This is a genomic window from Micromonospora sp. URMC 107 (assembly GCF_051386315.1).
Classification (GTDB): Bacteria; Actinomycetota; Actinomycetes; order Mycobacteriales; family Micromonosporaceae; genus Micromonospora.
In genome coordinates this window covers 1-17558 of sequence record NZ_JBPQTK010000125.1, presented here as the reverse complement: position 1 = coordinate 17558, position 17558 = coordinate 1, and the positions used below count along the sequence as shown (strand labels likewise).

14 protein-coding genes are annotated in these 17558 nt (G+C 74.6%); 6 read left to right on the top strand and 8 right to left on the bottom strand.

Features of this window, described 5'->3' with window-relative positions; translation table 11 throughout:
* Positions 1–21: 21 nt before the first annotated feature.
* The 6 genes from ACSNN9_RS23110 to ACSNN9_RS23085 form a co-directional block, all read right to left on the bottom strand.
* Complete coding sequence (locus tag ACSNN9_RS23110) at positions 22–525, bottom strand: DUF2231 domain-containing protein (protein ID WP_436675343.1); 504 nt, start codon at positions 523–525, stop codon at positions 22–24.
* A gap of 344 nt (positions 526–869) precedes the next feature.
* A complete protein-coding gene (locus ACSNN9_RS23105; protein ID WP_436675342.1) occupies positions 870–1610 on the bottom strand; it encodes a GAF and ANTAR domain-containing protein in 741 nt (246 codons plus the stop codon).
* A 182-nt stretch (positions 1611–1792) separates the two neighbouring features.
* Positions 1793–4084, bottom strand: a complete 2292-nt coding sequence (secA2, locus tag ACSNN9_RS23100) for an accessory Sec system translocase SecA2 (RefSeq protein WP_436675341.1) — start codon at positions 4082–4084, stop codon at positions 1793–1795.
* Positions 4085–4181: 97 nt separating this feature from the next.
* Positions 4182–5927 carry an ABC transporter ATP-binding protein gene (locus ACSNN9_RS23095; protein ID WP_436675340.1) on the bottom strand — a complete coding sequence of 582 codons (1746 nt, stop codon included), beginning with the start codon at positions 5925–5927 and terminating at the stop codon, positions 4182–4184.
* A 50-nt stretch (positions 5928–5977) separates the two neighbouring features.
* Positions 5978–7066, bottom strand: a complete 1089-nt coding sequence (locus tag ACSNN9_RS23090) for a zinc-binding dehydrogenase (RefSeq protein ID WP_436675339.1) — start codon at positions 7064–7066, stop codon at positions 5978–5980.
* Positions 7059–8066, bottom strand: a complete 1008-nt coding sequence (locus tag ACSNN9_RS23085; RefSeq protein ID WP_436675338.1) for a Gfo/Idh/MocA family protein — start codon at positions 8064–8066, stop codon at positions 7059–7061. The genes ACSNN9_RS23090 and ACSNN9_RS23085 overlap by 8 nt, the downstream gene beginning before the upstream one ends.
* Positions 8067–8275: 209 nt before the next feature.
* On the opposite strand from ACSNN9_RS23085, the gene ACSNN9_RS23080 reads away from it, so the two are divergent.
* The 5 genes from ACSNN9_RS23080 (at position 8276) to ctaD (ending at position 14086) form a co-directional block, all read left to right on the top strand.
* A complete protein-coding gene (locus ACSNN9_RS23080; RefSeq protein ID WP_436675346.1) occupies positions 8276–9274 on the top strand; it encodes a glucosyl-3-phosphoglycerate synthase in 999 nt (332 codons plus the stop codon).
* Positions 9275–9347: 73 nt separating this feature from the next.
* On the top strand, positions 9348–10502 hold the full coding sequence (locus ACSNN9_RS23075; RefSeq protein WP_436675337.1) for a glycosyltransferase: 1155 nt from the start codon (positions 9348–9350) through the stop codon (positions 10500–10502).
* A gap of 192 nt (positions 10503–10694) precedes the next feature.
* Positions 10695–11147: a DUF4383 domain-containing protein gene (locus tag ACSNN9_RS23070; protein WP_436675345.1), complete on the top strand. Its 453-nt coding sequence runs from the start codon at positions 10695–10697 to the stop codon at positions 11145–11147.
* A 104-nt stretch (positions 11148–11251) separates the two neighbouring features.
* Positions 11252–11980 carry an ATP-binding protein gene (locus tag ACSNN9_RS23065; protein WP_436675336.1) on the top strand — a complete coding sequence of 243 codons (729 nt, stop codon included), beginning with the start codon at positions 11252–11254 and terminating at the stop codon, positions 11978–11980.
* A gap of 105 nt (positions 11981–12085) precedes the next feature.
* Complete coding sequence (ctaD, locus tag ACSNN9_RS23060) at positions 12086–14086, top strand: aa3-type cytochrome oxidase subunit I (RefSeq protein WP_436675335.1); 2001 nt, start codon at positions 12086–12088, stop codon at positions 14084–14086.
* A gap of 239 nt (positions 14087–14325) precedes the next feature.
* Here ctaD and ACSNN9_RS23055 read toward each other — a convergent pair whose 3' ends face one another.
* Both ACSNN9_RS23055 and ACSNN9_RS23050 read right to left on the bottom strand, forming a co-directional pair.
* Entirely contained in the window at positions 14326–15465 is a 1140-nt protein-coding gene (locus ACSNN9_RS23055) for a SigB/SigF/SigG family RNA polymerase sigma factor (RefSeq protein WP_436675334.1), read from the bottom strand.
* Positions 15466–15693: 228 nt separating this feature from the next.
* On the bottom strand, positions 15694–17115 hold the full coding sequence (locus ACSNN9_RS23050) for a hypothetical protein (RefSeq protein ID WP_436675344.1): 1422 nt from the start codon (positions 17113–17115) through the stop codon (positions 15694–15696).
* 203 nt (positions 17116–17318) lie between these two features.
* Here ACSNN9_RS23050 and ACSNN9_RS23045 point away from each other — a divergent pair, with 203 nt between their 5' ends.
* Complete coding sequence (locus tag ACSNN9_RS23045) at positions 17319–17549, top strand: CDGSH iron-sulfur domain-containing protein (protein ID WP_436675333.1); 231 nt, start codon at positions 17319–17321, stop codon at positions 17547–17549.
* The last annotated feature ends 9 nt before the right edge of the window (positions 17550–17558 follow it).

The window sequence follows — 17558 nt, the reverse complement described above, 5'->3', positions numbered from 1 at the left end:
GGCGGGGGGTGGTCAGGGTGGTTAGAGGCGGTGGCGGGCCAGGTCGACGGTGGCGTCGGGCACGTCGGCCAACGCGTCGAAGGTGGTGGCCTCGGCCCGCCGCCCGGCGTCGAAGCGGCGGACCAGCCGGGCGCCCAGCGAGACGCCGACCGCGCCGACGCCCAGGGCCACCAGCTCGGTGAGCAGCAGTACGACGGAGGCGCCCCGCTGCGGCGCGTCGGCCCGGACGAGGCAGGCGACCAGGAACAGCGCCGCCATCGCCACGTTCACCAGGTTGAAGGTGATCGCCGTGCGCCGGGTCCGGTCGACCGGCACGTCCCACAGGTCGATCATGCCGGCCACGGCGGCCAGCCCGGCGGCGACCAGGGCCGCCACGGACGTCCAGTAGCCCACCTCGCCGAGGAAGGCCGGCCCGCCGAGCACGTCGGTCAGGTCGAACACGGTCGCGCTCACGAAGAGCCCGAACGGGAACGTCACCAGCATCGGTTGGATCGGGTGCCCCTGCACCCGCAGCCGGCTCTGCATGGTTCCTCCCCAGGGTCGGCACGCGTCACCAGTCCAGGGTGCTACCCGGGCACCGGTACGCCGAAACGACACGCGGCGCGCCGGCCCCGCTGCTCACGCCGGTCACCGCCGCCACATCGGCCACTTCCGCCACCCTGGCGACCCCGGCCGACGCGACGACCCCCGCCGACACGCCGAGGCGAACAGGCCCGCGAGCGGGCCGGGCGGGCGCGCGCCGAGGCCGACGCCGCCGCCGATGCCGGCCACGGCCGCGACCGCCGGCCACCCCGCGCCGCCGGGCCACCCCGGCCCATCCGCGCGGACGGGCCGGCTGGGCGACGGGCGCGGCGCGGTGGCGGACCGGGTCAGTTGTCGCGGGGACGCGACACGGTGGCGACCAGCCGGTCGGCCACCTCCCGCAGCGGGATGTCCAGCGACGACGCCGCGCTGCGCAGCACGCCGAGCGCCTCCTCGGCCGGGCAGCCGCGTTGGGTCATGATCACGCCGATCGCCTGCCCGACCACCCCGTCGCCGAGCGCCGAGGAGTCCCGCTCCTCGGCGCGGGCCGCCTTGCGCGCCCGGTCGCGGACCGCCGCGAGGAGCAGCCCGGCGTGCTCGGCGAGGAGCATCGCGGTGAGCTGGTGCCCCGTGGTGAGCAGGTCGCCGGCGCCGGCGTAGAGGTTGATCGCCCCGATCACCTGGTCGTCGACGTCGACCGGGGCGGAGATCACCCCGCGTACGCCCAGTTCCCGTGCCCGTGGCGTCCAGGCCGGCCAGCGCTCCTCCCGGTCCAGCCGGTCGGAGAGGGTCATCTCGCGCCGCCGGATGGCATCCATGGCCGGCGAGTCGGGGCCGTGCCGCAGGTCGTCCAGACCGGCCAGGCGCGCGTCGGAGGCCGCCACCCCGGCCGGTTCGCCGGCGCGCAGCGCGGTGAAGCCGCACCAGCTCACGCCGGCCACCGCGTCGCGGGCGGTGCGCACCAGCGCGTCCAGCGCCTCGTCGAAGTCGTCGACCGCGATCAGCCCGGCCGTCAGCTCGCGCAGCAGGGCGGCGGTCTCCAGCACGCCGAGCCGCTCCACCGCCGGGTCCCGCATCTCCAGGTTCACCGCTTCACTGCCCCCACCGTCTCGGCGCGTGCTGCCGCACGGCCGACCGGCGCCGTCACCTGTTCCATCGTCTGGTCTCCCGACTCCTCGGACCCGGCCTACTACCCTCGCAAACCGGGGTCGAAACGGCGCAAAAGGGGGCCCCTTCCGGCACCCGGAGGCGCGGGAAGGGGCCCGGAGCGTCAGCGCGACGCGGAGCTGAGCCGCCGCCCCACCGAGGCGATCAACCGGTCCAGCTCCGAGCCGAACGGGTTGTCGTGCACGAGGTACGTCCAGGTCGCGCTCGGCCGCACCAGCTCCGCCTCGTCCGGCTCCCAGTCGTCCCCGAACTCCGTCTCCTCGAAGGTCTCGATGGTCCGCCGCTCGATCTCCGGGATCAGGTTGTTGAACGCCGGTACCGCCGCCCGGTGGAACTCGTCGAGCGGGTCGAGGCGGCCCAGGGCGCGCAGGTGCACGCCCTCGCGCACCTCGGAGAGCTCCGCGAGGTGCTCCGCCCAGAGCCGGTCGAGGTGGTAGAGGGCGATCCACCGGGCGGCCCGGGCGAGCAGGTCCTCGTCCATCTCGCCGGCCTTCTCCGGCACCCGGTCCAGCAGCATCAGGGCCGCCACGTCGCTGGTCAGCAGCCGTTCCCGGCGCTCCGCGAGGGCCTTGCGCTGCTGCTCGACGACGACGCTGTAGCGCCAGGTGTTGCGGTGGATCTCGTGGTTGACGCCCTCGGCGACCCGCTGGGCGTGCTCGACGGCGTACTCCACCTGGTCGTCGGTGACCAGGCCGTCGGCGTTCATCCGGGGCGAGGCGGGGACGGCGTCGCCGGCGTGCCGGACGACCAGGTCGTCCTCCAGGCTGACGAAGAAGACCGACCCGCCCGGGTCGCCCTGCCGACCGGCCCGACCGCGCAGCTGGTCGTCGACGCGCCGGCTGTCGTGCCGGCCGCTGCCGATCACGTAGAGGCCGCCCAGCTCGGCGACCCGGTCCCGGTCCGTCTGGTCGCTGCCGCCCAGGCGGATGTCCACGCCCCGGCCGGCCATCTGGGTGGAGACGGTCACCGCGCCGTACGCGCCGGCCTCGGCGATGATCGCCGCCTCCTCGTCGTCGTTCTTCGCGTTGAGCACCACGCAGGGCACCCCGGCGGCGTTCAGGCCGGCGGCCAGCCCCTCGGACTCCTTCACGTCCAGGGTGCCGACCAGCACCGGCCGACCGCGCTCGTGGTTGCGCTTGATCTCGTCGATCAGCGCCTCCTCCTTCTCCGCGCGGGTGGCGTAGATGCGGTCCGGCTCGTCCTCGCGCACGCACGGGGTGTTCGGCGGGATCACCGCCACCTCGAGGCCGAAGAACTCGCGGAGCTGGTCGCCGACCAGCACCGCGGTCGCCGTCATGCCGCACACCTTGGGGTAGAGCGCGATGTACGCCTGCACGGCGATCGTGCCGAGCACCTCGCCCTCGGCGGTGGCGTCGAGGCCCTCCTTGGCCTCCACGGCCGCCTGGAGCCCGTCCGGCCAGCGGCGACGCTGGGCTACCCGGCCCCGCATCTCGTCGATCAGCTCGACGGAGCCGTCCCGGACGATGTAGTCGACGTCGCGGTGCAGCAGCGCGTGCGCGTGCAGCGCCACGTTCACCGCGGAGAGCTGCGCGACGTGCTCCTCGTCGTAGAGGTCGATGCCGAGCTTGGCCTCCACGGCGGCCAGGCCGGCGGCGGTGAAGGCGACGCTGCGGCCGTCCTCGGCCACCGTGTAGTGCTTGCCCTTGCGCAGCCCGCGCACCTGCGCGGCGGCGGCGTGCACCGGATCCTGCTCGCCGGCGACCGAGCCGGCGAGGACCATCGGCACCCGGGCCTCGTCGATGAGGATCGAGTCGGCCTCGTCGACGATCGCGGTACGCAGCGGCGGCTGCACCCGGTCCTCCACGTCGGTGACGAGCTGGTCGCGCAGGTAGTCGAAGCCGGCCTCGCTGACCGAGACGTACGTGACGTCGCAGGCGTACGCGTCGCGCCGCTCCTGCGGGGTGGACGCCTCGTTGACCCAGCCGACGGTCAGGCCGAGCAGGGTGTAGACCGGCTCCATCCAGAGGGCGTCGCGCCGGGCCAGGTAGTCGTTGACGGTGAGCACGTGCACCGGGCCGTTGCCCAGCCGGACGTGCCCGTAGGCGGCGATGGTGGCGGTGAGCGTCTTGCCCTCACCGGTGGCCATCTCGGCGACCTTGCCGGAGAGCAGCGCCATCGCGCCCAGCAGCTGCACGTCGTACGGCCGCTGGTCGAGGCCGCGGCGGGCGGCCTCGCGGCCGATCGCGCAGATCTCCTCGTAGCCCGTTGCCTTGCCGGCGGCCTCGGTCAGCTCGGCGTCGTCGAGCGCCGACAGCTCGTCCTCGCGCGCCTCGACGGCCGGCAGCAGCTTCTCCAACGGCCCCAGGTCGACCGTCGTCCCCGGGCGCTGGAGGAACCGGCGGAACCTGGTCTTCAAGCGTTGCGACACACCCATGAGCGGCAACGGTACGCGACCGGGGCCGGCGTTGGCGGCCCGCCCGGCGCGCCGCCGCGCGGGTGTCGCCGCCGGGCGCGTCGCGGGCCTGGACCGCTCAGGTCACCAGGAGCTGGTGGGTGGCCAGCTCACGGTAGAGCGGGCTGGTGCCGGTGAGCTCGTCGTGGGTGCCGGTGGCCGCCACCCGGCCGCCGTCGAGCACCACGATCTGGTCGGCGTCGACGACGGTGGAGAGGCGGTGCGCCACGATCAGCAGGGTGCGCCGGGCGGCCACCGCGTCGATGGCCCGGCGCAGCGCGGCCTCGTTGCGGGCGTCGAGGTTGCTGGTCGGCTCGTCGAGCAGCAACACCGGCGGTCCGGCCAGCAGGGCGCGGGCGATCGCCAGCCGCTGCCGCTCGCCGCCGGAGAGCAGCACCCCGCCCTCGCCCACCTGCACGTCCAGCCCTTCGGGGGCGCGCTCGGCGAGGTGGCCGAGGTTGACCTCGTCGAGCACCGCGCGCAGCCGCTCCTCGGTGGCCTCCGGCGCGCTGATCAGGAGGTTCTCCCGCAGCGTGCCGGCCAGCACGGGCGCGGACTGCTCGACGTAGCCGATCCGGGCGCGCAGGGCGTCGCGGGGCAGGTCGCGCACGTCGACCCCGTCGACGCGCAGCGCACCCTCGGTGACCTCGTAGAAGCGCTCGACCAGCGCCAGCAGCGTCGACTTTCCGGCACCCGACGGGCCGACCAGGGCGGTCCGGGTGCCGGCCGGCACGGTGAAGCTCACCTCGCGCAGCACCGGCGGGCCACCGGGGTAGCCGAAGCCCACCCGGTCGAACTCGACGGACGCCGGCGCCCCGCCGGGCAGCGCCCTGGCCGGGGCGGTCGCGGGCCGGTCGGCCGCCCCCTCGACCGGCACGGCGAGCACCTCCTCGATCCGCTGGAGCGCGCCCAGGCCCGTCTGCAACTGGGTGTAGGCGTGCACCGCCTGGCCGAGCGGAAGCACCAGGAAGAACAGGAACATGATGAAGGCGACCAGGTCACCGACGGTGATCGCGCCCCCCGCCACCCGCAGGCCCGCCGCGTACGCCCGTGTGGCGCTGACGCCGATCGCGTCGGCCTCGCGCCGCTCCGCCCGGGCCGCGCGGATCGTCCGGGCGGCGGAGATGGCGCGCTCCACCGCCGAGGTCATTTCGCCGATGCGTTCCTGGGCTGCGCGGGCCAGGCCCCGCACCCGGTGGGCGAAGGCGACCGCGATGGCGATGCCGGCGGCCACCCCGAGCAGGGTCACCCCGAACAGCACCGGGTCGAGCAGGACCATCGCGCCCGCCGCGCCGAGCACCATCACGGCGCCGGTGACCACCTCGAACAGGCCGGAGGTGACCACGGCGCGCAGCAGGGTGGTGTCCGAGCCGACCCGGGAGAGCAGGTCGCCCGTACGGCGGCGGTCGTACTCGGCAATGGGCAGCCGCAGCAGGTGGCCGGCCAGCCGCCGCCGGGTGCCCAGCACGACCCCCTCGGCGGTGCGTTGCAGCAGGTAGTCCCGTACCCCGCCGAGCGCCGCGCCCACCAGCACCAGGGCGACCAGCGCCGCCACCAGCCCGGTCACGGGCCGGCTGGCGGAGAGCCCGTCCAGCACCGAGCGGGTGAGCAGCGGCTGGGCCAGCGACGCCGCCGCGCCGGCCAACGACAGCGCGCCCACCACGGCCAGGGTGCCGCGGTGGGCGCGCAGGTACGGCAGCAGGGCGGCGAGGCCGACCCGCCGGTCGGCGACGCTCCCGCCCGGACCACCGACGGCGGTCGTCACGGAGTCGGCGTCGGTCGTCACGGAGTCGGCGGCGGTCGTGACGGGAGCGTCGGCGGTCATGGCTGGAACGGTATCGGGCCGCGCCACGGTCCCCTGCCGGACGCCGGGCCTCAGCCGGTCAGCACCACCTGGAGCTCCTGGCGGCGCCGCTCGGCGAGGTCGGTCAGCAGCGTCGGCGCCTCGTCGAACGGCACCACCGCCGAGACCAGGTGCTTGCGGATCACGTCCCCGTACGCGCGCAGCAGGTCGATCGTCTCGGCGGAGAGGCGCTCGCGGTCCCAGGTGGGGGCGAGCCCGCGCGGCACCCGGCCGATCTGCGCGCACCGCAGCGACAGTCCGTTGTGGTGGAACTCCTCGCCGAACCGGACCGCGTCCGCGCCGGCCTGGTAGAAGGCCAGGTCGACCACCGTGCCCTGCGGGCGCAGCAGGCGCAGCGCGAGCTGCAACGCCCACGCCTGCCCCCGGCACTGGAAGACCACGTCGGCGCCCCGGTCGCCGGGGCCGTGCGCCCAGCGGGTCTTGAGCACCACCGCCGGGTCGTCGGCCTCGGGGTCGAGGGTCTCCAGGCCCAGTGCCTCGGCGACGGCCCGCCGCTGCGGCGTCGGGTCGAGCACCACCACCGAGGCGGCCCCGTGCCGCTTGGCGAACAGGGCGGTGAGCAGGGCCACCACCCCGCTGCCGACGACCGCGACCCGCCGGCCCCGCACGCCGTCGCCCAGCGACCGCACGTCCGCGCCGTGCAGGTCGGCGGCGGCGTGCAGCACACCGTTGGCGCAGATCGGCCCCATGTGCGCGACGTAGACGCCGAGCAGCGGGTCGAGGTCCTCGGGTAGCGGCACGAACCGCTCGGCGACCGGGTCGGCGACCCAGCCGCTGCGGTGGCCGTACGTCATCGCGCCGACGGTGCCCACGGCGACGGCCGGGGTACGGCTCTCCACCACCCGGCCGACCTGCATGTAGCCCAGCCGGGTCACCGGGTACGGGGTGCTGGCCGCGCCCGGCTGGAAGAGCCCGAGGTCGGCGTTCCAGGTGACGTTCAGGTAGGGGTTGGTGCCCTTGACGTAGCTGAGTTCGGTGCCCGCGGAGACGCCGCTGAACAGCGTCTCCACCCGGAACGTGCCGTCGGTCAGCTCGGCGGCGTCCTGCTCGACCAGCTCCACCCGCCCCGGGCCGCTGACCACCACCACGCGGTCACGCATCGACGGTCACCCCCGTGGCGAGCGGCGCGGCGGCGGACGTGTCCAGCCGTACGGGCCGGCCGGTGCGGGCGGAGTCGGCGACCGCGAGGGCGAGCCGCTGGGTGCCGAGGGCCTCGGCGTACGGGACGCGGACGTCGTCGCCGACGCCCCGGACGGCGTCGACGAAGGCCCGGTCCACGGCCACCCGGGCGGCCTCCGGGTCGGTGTCGAAGCGGCGTTCCCCGTCGGCGTCGCGCACCACCAGTCCGTCCTCGCTCAGCGACAGGGCCAGCCCGTCGGCGAGGATCTCCAGTCCGGCGCGGTGCTTCCAGCCGAGCACGCAGGCGGCGGTGAGCGTGCCGACCGCGCCGTCGGTGAAGCGCAGCGTCGCGGTGGTCACCGAGTCGATGTCGGCGCCGTCGACCGGCGGCGGGGTGCCGTTGCCGTACGCGGTGACCTCGGTGACCTCCCCGACCAGCGACCGGACCAGGTCCAGCACGTGGGCGGCCTGCTCGACCACCGGGCCGCCGGAGCGGTCCCGCCGCGACCACCAGGCAACCGGGGGCACCTTGTCCCACCACGCGCCGCTGACCATCCGCACCGGGCGGTCGCCGAGCAGCTCCCGGGCCTGCTCCACCACCGGCGAGTAGCGCCAGTGGTGCCCGACGCCGGTGAGCAGCCCCCGCCGGGCCACCAGGTCGGCGATCCGCTCGGCGGTCGCCAGGTCGACGGCGACCGGCTTCTCCACGAACATCGGCACCCCGGCCGCGACGACCGCCTCCTCGGCCGGCCCGTGGGCGAACGGCGGCACGCAGACGTAGACCGCGTCCGGTCCGGCGGCCAGCAGCTCCTCGACGTCGCGGAAGGTACGGGCGCCGTGCGCGTGCGCCAGTTCCGCCGCCGCCTCCGGCACCACGTCGGTCACCCCGAGCAGTTCCACGTCCGCGAAGCCGCCCAACACCCGGGCGTGGCGTTGCGCCACCCCGCCGGCCCCTACCAGTCCCACCCGGCACGTGCGCATGTAAAGCCCTTTCGCCACAGTTTCGCGTTCCGACGACTGCACTCCCCCCGCGTACGCGCAACCAAACGTTCACCACGGCGGAACCCGGTCACGTCACTGTCGTGATCAAGCTGTTAGGCATGCTGCGGTTAGCGCGAGCGCGGTAGTGGGAAAAACAACTGAGGTTTTTCCGCCACGATCTGGGGGTGCCTGTGCGGAACACGGAAACGATGGTGTCACCGGTGGTGGAGGCCTGGGCCACCTACCGCACCACGTCGGCGGGTGACTGGCCGGCACGGCGCCTGATGCGCGCCAAGGGCGACAGCAGGGTCAGCGTGGTGCTGCCGGCCCACAACGAGGAGGCGACGGTCGGCGCGATCGTGTCGACGATCCGGGAGCACCTGATGGAACGGGTGGCCCTGGTCGACGAGCTGATCGTGGTGGACTCCCGGTCCACCGACCGCACCGCCAAGGTGGCCCGCGCCGCCGGCGCGGAGGTCGTCAGCCAGGACGCCATGACCCGCGGCCTGCCCCGGCTGACCGGCAAGGGGGACGCGCTCTGGGCGGGCCTGGCCGCGGCCGAGGGCGACGTGGTGGCGTTCATCGACGCCGACCTGCGTGAGTTCCGCCCCCACTTCGTCACCGGGCTGATCGGTCCCCTGCTGACCGATGCCTCGGTGGACTTCGTGAAGGGCTTCTACCACCGCCCGCTGGTCGGGGCGTCCAGCGTGGAGGCCGACGGCGGCGGGCGGGTGACGGAGCTGATGGCCCGGCCGATGCTGAACCTGTTCTGGCCCGAGCTGGCGGGCTTCGTGCAGCCCCTCGCCGGTGAGTACGCCGGGCGCCGCGAGGTGCTGGAGCGGGTGCCGTTCGTCTCCGGCTACGGGGTCGAGACGGCGATGCTCATCGACCTGCTGGAGATGGTCGGGCTGGACGCGCTGGCCCAGGTGGACCTGGGCGAGCGCAAGCACCGCCACCAGGACACCGCGGCGCTGGGCCGGATGTCGGCCCAGATCATGCTCACCGCCTGGTCGCGGTTGCAGCGGCGCGGCTGGGCGGCGCCGGGCGCGATGCCCGCCGCCCTGCTGACCCAGTTCCGGCGCGGCGGCTCCGACGCCCTGCCGAACCTGGACCGGGAGATCGTCGTCAGCGACGTCTCCGTCGAGGAGCGGCCGCCCCTGGCGGAGCTACGGCACCGGATCCCCCGCCGACGGGTCGCCGCGGCGTGAACGCGCGACCTGCTGTGACCCCGCACGACCTGGCGCGGACGGCCAAGGGCCCCGCCGAGGGAAGGAATCCCGCATGAGCCTCACCGTCCTGATGAACGCCGGTCCGTGGCTGTCCGTGCCGCCGCCCGGCTACGGCGGTATCGAGAACGTGATCGCCACGCTGGTGCCGGAGCTGCGCCGCCTCGGCGTACGGGTGGTGCTCGCCTCGGTCGACAGCAGCACGCTTCCGGTCGACGAGAAGTTCTCCGTCTTCCCCGACGGGCAGTTCCACGCCCTGCAACGGCCGTACAACCAGGTCTGCGGCATCGCCCAGGCGCACCTGAGCGGGGTGGCACGGGCGCTGCACTCGCGCGACGACATCGACCTGGTGCACGACCACGTCGAGGCGGTCGGCCTGGCGACGCTCGCCGCGATGGGCCCGGACGCCCCGCCGGCCCTGCACACGCTGCACTGGGACCTGGCCAAGCACCCGGCGCTCTACGGCAACCTCGACGGCGGCGACCGGGTCCGGGTCAACGGGGTCTCCGCCTCGCAGCTGGCCCGCGCGCCCCGGGCCCTGCGGGAGCACTCGGTGGGCCACGTGCACCTGTCCACCCCGCTCGCCGTCGGCGCGGACCGCCGGCCCCGGCCGGACAAGGGCGACTACCTGATCATCCTGGGGCGGATCAACCCGGGCAAGGGTCAGGACGTGGGCGCGCGCCTCGCCCGGCGGGTGGGGGTGCCGCTGGTGCTCGCCGGGCCCGTCGGCCCGTACCACCGGCCGGAGGACCTGGCCGCCGCCGGGGACGAGGCCCGGCAGAACCCGGACGTGCGGTTCTTCTACGACGAGGTGGCGCCGCACGTCGACGGCGACCTGGTCCGCTGGGTGGGCACCGTGGCCGGGCAGGAACGCGACGACCTGCTGGCCGGCGCCCGGGCCTCGCTGTTCCCGCTGCGCTGGGAGGAGCCGGGCGGCACGGCGGTCGTCGAGTCGCTGGCCCTGGGCACGCCGGTGGTGGCCACCGCCAGGGGCTGCCTGCCCGAGCTGATCGAGCACGGCCGCACCGGCCTGCTCACCACCGACGAGGAGGAGCTGGGCGACCTGCTGCTCGCCGCCAGCCTGCTGGACCCGGACGAGTGCCGGCGCGAGGCCGCCGTCCGCTTCACCCCCGCGGTGATGGCCGAGAAGTACGTGGGCCTCTACGAGCGGGTCCGCCAGCTCGCCGCCGGACGCCTGCAACCGGCCTGACCGGCTCCCCGCGTCCCGGGGCCGGCCCGCCGTCACGGTGGGCCGGCCCCGGTTCCGTGCCGGGCCCCGGGCCTACGGACCGGGACGATTCGCCGACGGCGGGTTTGGCGGTGGAACCAGCGGGAAGGCGCGGTCCGCTCAGCGTTCCCGCTCAGCGTTCCGCACAGTGAGGAGACGGCGGTGACCGGTCCCATGGCGCGCTCCCGCGCCCGGCACAACCCGGCCGACGGCAAGGCTCCCGTCCGGCGGGCCGCGACCGCCGTGGCGGTGGTCTTCCTCCTGGTCGGCCTGCTCGGCTTCGTGCCGGGCATCACCAGCAGCTTCGGCGACCTGCGCTTCGCCGGGCACGACTCCGACGCCAAGCTGCTCGGCCTGTTCCAGGTCTCGGTGCTGCACAACATCGTCCACCTGCTCTTCGGCGTGGCCGGGCTGGTGCTGGCCCGCACCGTCTCGGGCGCGCGGACGTACCTGATCGGCGGCGGCGCGATCTACCTGGTGCTCTGGCTCTACGGCCTGGTGATCGACCACGACAGCGCGGCCAACTTCATCCCGGTCAACAACCCCGACAACTGGCTGCACCTGTTCCTCGGCCTGGGCATGATCGCGCTCGGCATCCTGACCACCCGGAATCGACGCCACCGGTGACACAGCGCGACCGCCCGGGGCGGCGACGCCCCGGCCGGTCCGGTTTGACCCTCCGCGCGCCCGGGTAGTTCGCAGATTCCGACGATCGCGAAACGAGGCGCAGGATGCCGAGCCGGATCACCTGTGAGGTGCACGACGGGTCCCCCGTGACCCTCGTACGCCTGCACGGCGGCCTCGACCTCGGCACCATGCGCAGCGTGCACACGGTGCTGGACCGGTGCCTCGCCAGCCAGCCCGACGCCCTCGTGGTCGACCTCACCGACGTCACCGTGCGTGACCGGCTCGCCCTCTCGGTCTTCGCCGCCACCGCCCGCCGGGCGGCCGGCTGGCCGGCGGTGCCCGTCGTGCTGTGCGCCCCGCCGCCCGAGGCGGCGGCCTGGCTGGCCCAGTCGACCGCCTGCCGGGTGGTGCCCGTGCGCCGCGACTGCGACGAGGCGACCCGGGTGGCGAACGCGGCGGCGGCACCCCGACTGCGGGCCCGGCTCGAACCGGTCGCGGAGGCCTGCCGGCGGGCGCGGGAGCTGGTCAACGACGCCTGCGCCCGCTGGAACCTGCCGGAGGCCGCCGGGCCGGCGTCGCTGGTGCTCAGCGAGCTGGTCGGCAACGTGGTCCGGCACGCCGGCACGCCGATGCAGGTGACGCTGACCCTGCGCCGGCCCTACCTGCACCTGGTGGTGGCGGACGGCAACCGGGCCGCCGTGCGGGCCGACACCCCCGACCTGCGGGCCGAGGGCGGCCGCGGGCTGATGCTCGTGCGCGAGCTGGCCCAGCGCTGGGGCAGCTCGCCGGCCGGCGACGGGAAGGTCGTCTGGGCCATGCTGCCCGCGAATTGACGGAATTTACCACTCTCGCCTGAATAACCGTTGTCGCCTGGTTTCATGGGATGAGGGGCGGGTAGCCGCGCCGTCCTATCTGTCGTCTGGCGGGGTGAGAGTCACATGCCCAAGCGGGTAACCACGGAACCACGCGACCGGGGACCGGCGATCCTGGCGCCGGCACGCTTCGGTGGCTACCCCGGGCCGCTGCGCAAGGCGCTTCCCGGCGGGAAGCTGACCCGGTTCCTGGCCACCACCGACCACAAGCAGATCGGACTGCTCTACCTGCTCACCTCGTTCGGCTTCTTCCTGGTCGCCGGGATCCAGGCGATGCTGATGCGCGCCGAACTGGCCCGGCCCGGCATGCAGATCCTCTCCGCCGAGCAGTACAACCAGCTCTTCACCTCGCACGGCGCGGTGATGCTGCTGCTGTTCGCCACCCCCGCGGCGTTCGGGTTCGCCAACTACATCGTGCCGATCCAGATCGGCGCCCCGGACGTGTCGTTCCCCCGGCTCAACGCCCTCGCGTACTGGCTCTACCTGTTCGGCGGCCTGATGGTGCTCGGCGGCTTCCTCACCCCGGGCGGCTCCGCCGACTTCGGGTGGACCGCGTACTCGCCGCTGAGCAGCCAGGAGCACTCCCCCGGCGTCGGCGCCAACATGTGGGTGATCGGCCTGGTGGTCTCGGGGCTGGGCACCATCCTCGGCGCGGTCAACCTGATCACCACCATCCTCACCCTGCGCGCGCCCGGCATGACCATGTTCCGGATGCCGATCTTCACCTGGAACATGCTCTTCACCAGCGTGCTGGTGATCCTGGTGTTCCCGCTGCTCGCCGCCGCGCTGCTGGCGCTCGCCGCGGACCGGCTGCTCAACGCCCACGTCTACGACCCGATGACCGCCGGCCCGATGCTCTACCAGCACCTGTTCTGGTTCTTCGGTCATCCCGAGGTGTACATCATCGCGCTGCCGTTCTTCGGCATCATCACGGAGATCATTCCGGTCTTCTCCCGCAAGCCGATCTTCGGCTACACCGGCCTGGTGCTGGCCACCGCCGCGATCACCGTGCTGTCGATGACCGTGTGGGCCCACCACATGTTCGCCACCGGCCAGGTGCTGCTGCCGTTCTTCAGCATCCTGAGCTACCTGATCGCGGTGCCCACCGGCGTGAAGTTCTTCAACTGGATCGGCACCATGTGGAAGGGGCAGCTCACCTTCGAGACGCCGATGCTCTTCGCGATCGGCTTCCTGGTCACCTTCCTCTTCGGCGGCCTCACCGGCGTGCTGCTGGCCAGCCCGCCGGCGGACTGGCACACCCACGACACGTACTTCGTCGTCGGGCACTTCCACTACGTGCTGTTCGGCACGGTGGTCTTCGCCCTCTTCGGCGGCTTCTACTTCTGGTGGCCGAAGATGACCGGGCGGCTGCTGGACGACCGGCTCGGCAAGGCCCACTTCTGGACGATGTTCCTCGGTTTCCACGGCACCTTCCTCGTCCAGCACTGGCTGGGCAACGAGGGCATGCCCCGCCGGTACGCCGACTACCTGCCCAGCGACGGGTTCACCGCGCTGAACACCTTCTCCAGCATCTCCGCCTTCGTACTCGGCGCGTCCACGCTCTTCTTCATGTGGAACGCCTGGAAGTCCTGGCGGTACGGCGCGATGGTGAACGTCGACGACCCCTGGGGCTTCGGCAACTCGCTGGAGTGGGCGACCACCTGCCCGCCGCCGCTGCGCAACTTCGACCGGATGCCCCGCATCCGCTCCGAGCGGCCCGCGTTCGACGCCAAGTACGGCCCGCTCGTCGCCGACCTCGGCCGGGACCTGCCCCAGCGCACCACCAAACCGCCGCAGGACTTCCGCGACGAGCTGCACCGCGAGAAGCACCTGCCCGAGGCGCCGGCCGCCGAGGGGGCGCACGGCGCGCGGGAGGCCGAGGCGTACCAGCCCGCGGCGCAGTCCGGGGCCCGGCCGGTCGACGTTCCCGAGCCCGACGACATCCGTCGGCCCAGCTTCGAGCAGACCGACGAACCGGAGGAGACCCGCCTCGGCGCCGACCGGGAGCCGCAGGCCAACGACCGCTGGCGGCACCCGCGCGGCCCCGGCGACACCCCCGAGCGCTGAGCGCCCGGACCCGACCGCCGCGCGGCCCGGCGCAGAGCGCCGAGCGGGCGGGCGTGCCAAACCGACCCGGCACGCGCCCCACGCCGGCCCGGCGCCCCGCAGAGCGCCGAACGGGCTGGCACGCCAAACCGACCCGGCACGCGCCCCGCGCCGGCCCGGCGCCCCGCAGAGCGCCGAACGGGCGGGCACGCCGAAGGGCCGGCGCCCCCAGGGGGTGCCGGCCCTTTCCGACGTCGTGCTCAGGCCTCCCGGGCCGCCGCCAGCCCCGCCGCGGTGAGCGAGCGGCGCACGGCCGGTTGGACGCGGGTCAGCCGCAGCGGCACGCCCGTGCGGGCGGCGGCCTCGCGGCCCGCCATCAGCGCGGCGATGCCGCCTGCGTCGAAGCCCCCCGCGCCCACCAGGTCGACCACCACCTCGGCCGGCTGCCCGGTCACCGCCTCGAGCATCGCCCGGCGCAGCTGGTCCGCGCCGTCCCGGTCGACCTCCCCGCCGACCTCCACGACCACCCGGTCGCCGTTGTGCCGGACCGAGATCCTGGTCTTCGCCGGCTCCGACTCGGCGGCCCCGTTCTGCCACGGCGGCGGAGCGTCGGCGAGCATCGCCTGGCGCAGCCAGGTCAGCGCCCGCGACAGCAGTCGGGAAACGTGCATCTGGGAGATGCCGAACCGGGCGGCGATCTCCGCCTGGGTCTGGTTGCCGTAGAAGCGCATGGCCAGGATGCGCCGCTCCCGCCAGGGCAGCCGGTGCAGCAGCCCGCTCACCGTCACCCGGTCGTCGACGGATTCCAGCGCGTTGTCGGACTCGCCGACCAGGTCGCCGAACTCGGCCGAACTCTCCCCGCCGACGGGGGCGTTCAGCGAGGCCGGGCTGTAGCCGGCGGCCGACTCCAGCGCGGCGAGGATCTCCTCCTGCGGCGTCTCCAGCCGCTCGGCCAGCTCGGCCACCGTCGGGGCCCGGGACAGCTCGCTGGTCAGCGCGGAGGTCGCCTGCCCCACCTCCAGGATCAGGTCGCGCAGCCGGCGTGGCACGTGCACGCCCCAGGTGCGGTCGCGGAAGTGCCGCTTGATCTCGCCGACGATGGTGATGGCCGCGTACGCGGTGAAGGAGCCCCGCTCCGGGTCGTACCGGTCGACGGCGTTGACCAGGCCGAGCCGGGCCACCTGCTCCAGGTCCTCCAGTGGCTCGCCGCGCCCCCGGTAGCGGCGGGCCAGCCGGCCCGCGAACGGCAGGGCGAACCGGACCAGGTCGTCACGCGCCTCCTGGCGTCGTTCGGGCGGTAGGCCCTCGATCCGGGCCGCGTACGCCAGTGCGGCCGCGTCGAGGTCCTCCAGGCCCCGATCGGTCGGAGGTGGTGTGGTCGTGGTGGTCTGTCCGAACATCCGCGCCTCCCTCAGGAAGGTCCCCCGCCCGGATTCAGGAAACCGGTCGTGCGCGCGCGTGGTCGCACCACGCCCGGGCCGGAAAGTGGGTCACATGACTGGGATGTCAGCGGGCGACGACGCCACGCCGGACGGCGTGATCAGGCCGTCGCAGCCAGCGGTGTTCCCGCTCCGTAGGTACTCAATCACGGGACCCGGGGTTCGCGAGGATGTTTCGAAAGGGCCGGCTCAACAGACCAGCAACCCCTGGTGGGCGCCGCCGTCGCGCAGCGCCGCCAGGGCGTCGGGGACGGTCATCGGCGGCGGTGTCGGCAGGTCGTACGGCTGCGCCCGCAGCACCTCCGTCGCCCGGCGGGTGGGCACCGAGGTGACCGGGTAGCCGCGCGCCGAGGTGCGGTCCAGCGCCCGCCGGCGGCGACCGAAGCCGGCGACGGCCAGCCACTGGGGCAGCCCCGCCAGCGCCGGCGACCGCAGGCCGGGCGGCTCGGGCAGCACGTCCACGGAGCTGAACGGCTCGCTCCCGGCGAGCCACCACTCCACCGCCTCCACGCTGCGCCGGGTGGCGTTCTCGCACCAGTACGGCACCATCCCGGCCCGCACCACCTGCCACGGGTCGAGCAGCCGGCCGCACTCCACCACCAGGCGGTCCCCGGTCTTGCCGGCCGCGCGCAGCCAGCGCCGGTACAGGTCGGCGGTCGCGGCGCTGAGCGCCTCCGGCCGCGGCACGAGGACCCGGTGCAGGGGATGGCCGTGCCGGCCGGTCCACTCCCGGACGCCGGCCTCGAAACCGGAGTCCACGCCGTGTTCCGCCGGCTCGGGTGGCGCGGTGACCTCCGGCGGCGCCCACTGCGTGCCGTCCCCGCCGGCCGAGCGGAGCACCTGGCGCAGGGCGTGGCTGTCCGGGTGGAAGTCGACCGGGTCCAGGCCGCTGCCGGGGCAGCCGACCTGGAAGCTGTGCCCCGGGGCGGAGTCGAAGACCGGCCAGGTGCGGGCGTCGCGCAGCAGCAGCACCGGGGCGCCGGGCTCCAGCCGGTCGGCCAGGAACCGCGCGTACGCGGCCGGCACGGACCGCCACCGGGCCGCCAGGGCGACCGTGGCGCCGGCCAGCGCGCCCCGGCTGGCGGGGCAGTGCACCTGGCGGACGTGCAGGTCGGCGTTGCCGCCGAGGAGGCGGGCGGTGAGGGTGGCACCGTGGTCCAGGGCGGCCTGCGGCCGATCGACGGCGCCCTGCGCCCAGTGCACGGTCATCTCGAATCCGGCGGGCAGCCAGGGCACGCCGAGCGCCATCGCCAGGTGCGCGGCCGCGCCGTGCGGGGAGCCGATCAGGGCGCCCGGGTAGCGGCGGCGCGGGTACTGGTCGGCGAACCAGCGGGCGACCCGGCCGGCGTCGACCTCGGCCGTCTGGCCGGGCGTGAGCGCCACCCGGCCGGCCGCCCGGATCACCGCCGCCCGGCGCACCGGCTCGGGCGCGCCGGCGAAGCGCGACAGCGGTCCCGGGTGCCCCGGGTGTCCGAGGTCGGCGCAGTCGGTCCCACGCAGCGCCCGCGCGGTGGCGGCCACCAGGACCCGCGCGGCACTGCCCGCGGCCACGACCCGGTCGCCCGCCAGTCCGGCCCCGTCAGCCGTGAGCCCCTTGCGCACCTTGTGCACCGGCTCCACCTTGCCTCGTTCGCTCACCACGCGGCCCGGCTTCCCGTCCCGATGGGGTTCAAACGGGGCATCACCCACCGGGCGGGACCAATCAGAAGATCCCGGGCGGGCCGCCGGAACCGGGCGCCGACACCCGTCGCCGCCCCGACGGCACGCCGGTGAGCAGGGGTTTCAGTGCCGGAGCAAGGGGCACTTCAGCGCCCATGCGCACCGACGACGACACTCCCGCGGCGGCCACCATCACCCCCTACCAGGACGGGCCGCTGCTGGTCCGGGGCGACTTCGCCCTGGTCACCCCCGACGGGGAGACGATCGACGCGAGGCGGGGCACGGTGGCGCTGTGCCGCTGCGGGAAGTCGGCGCTCAAGCCGTTCTGCGACGGCACCCACAAGGCCGTCAACTTCCGCGCCGGCACCACCCGAGCCACCCCCTGACCCCTCCCC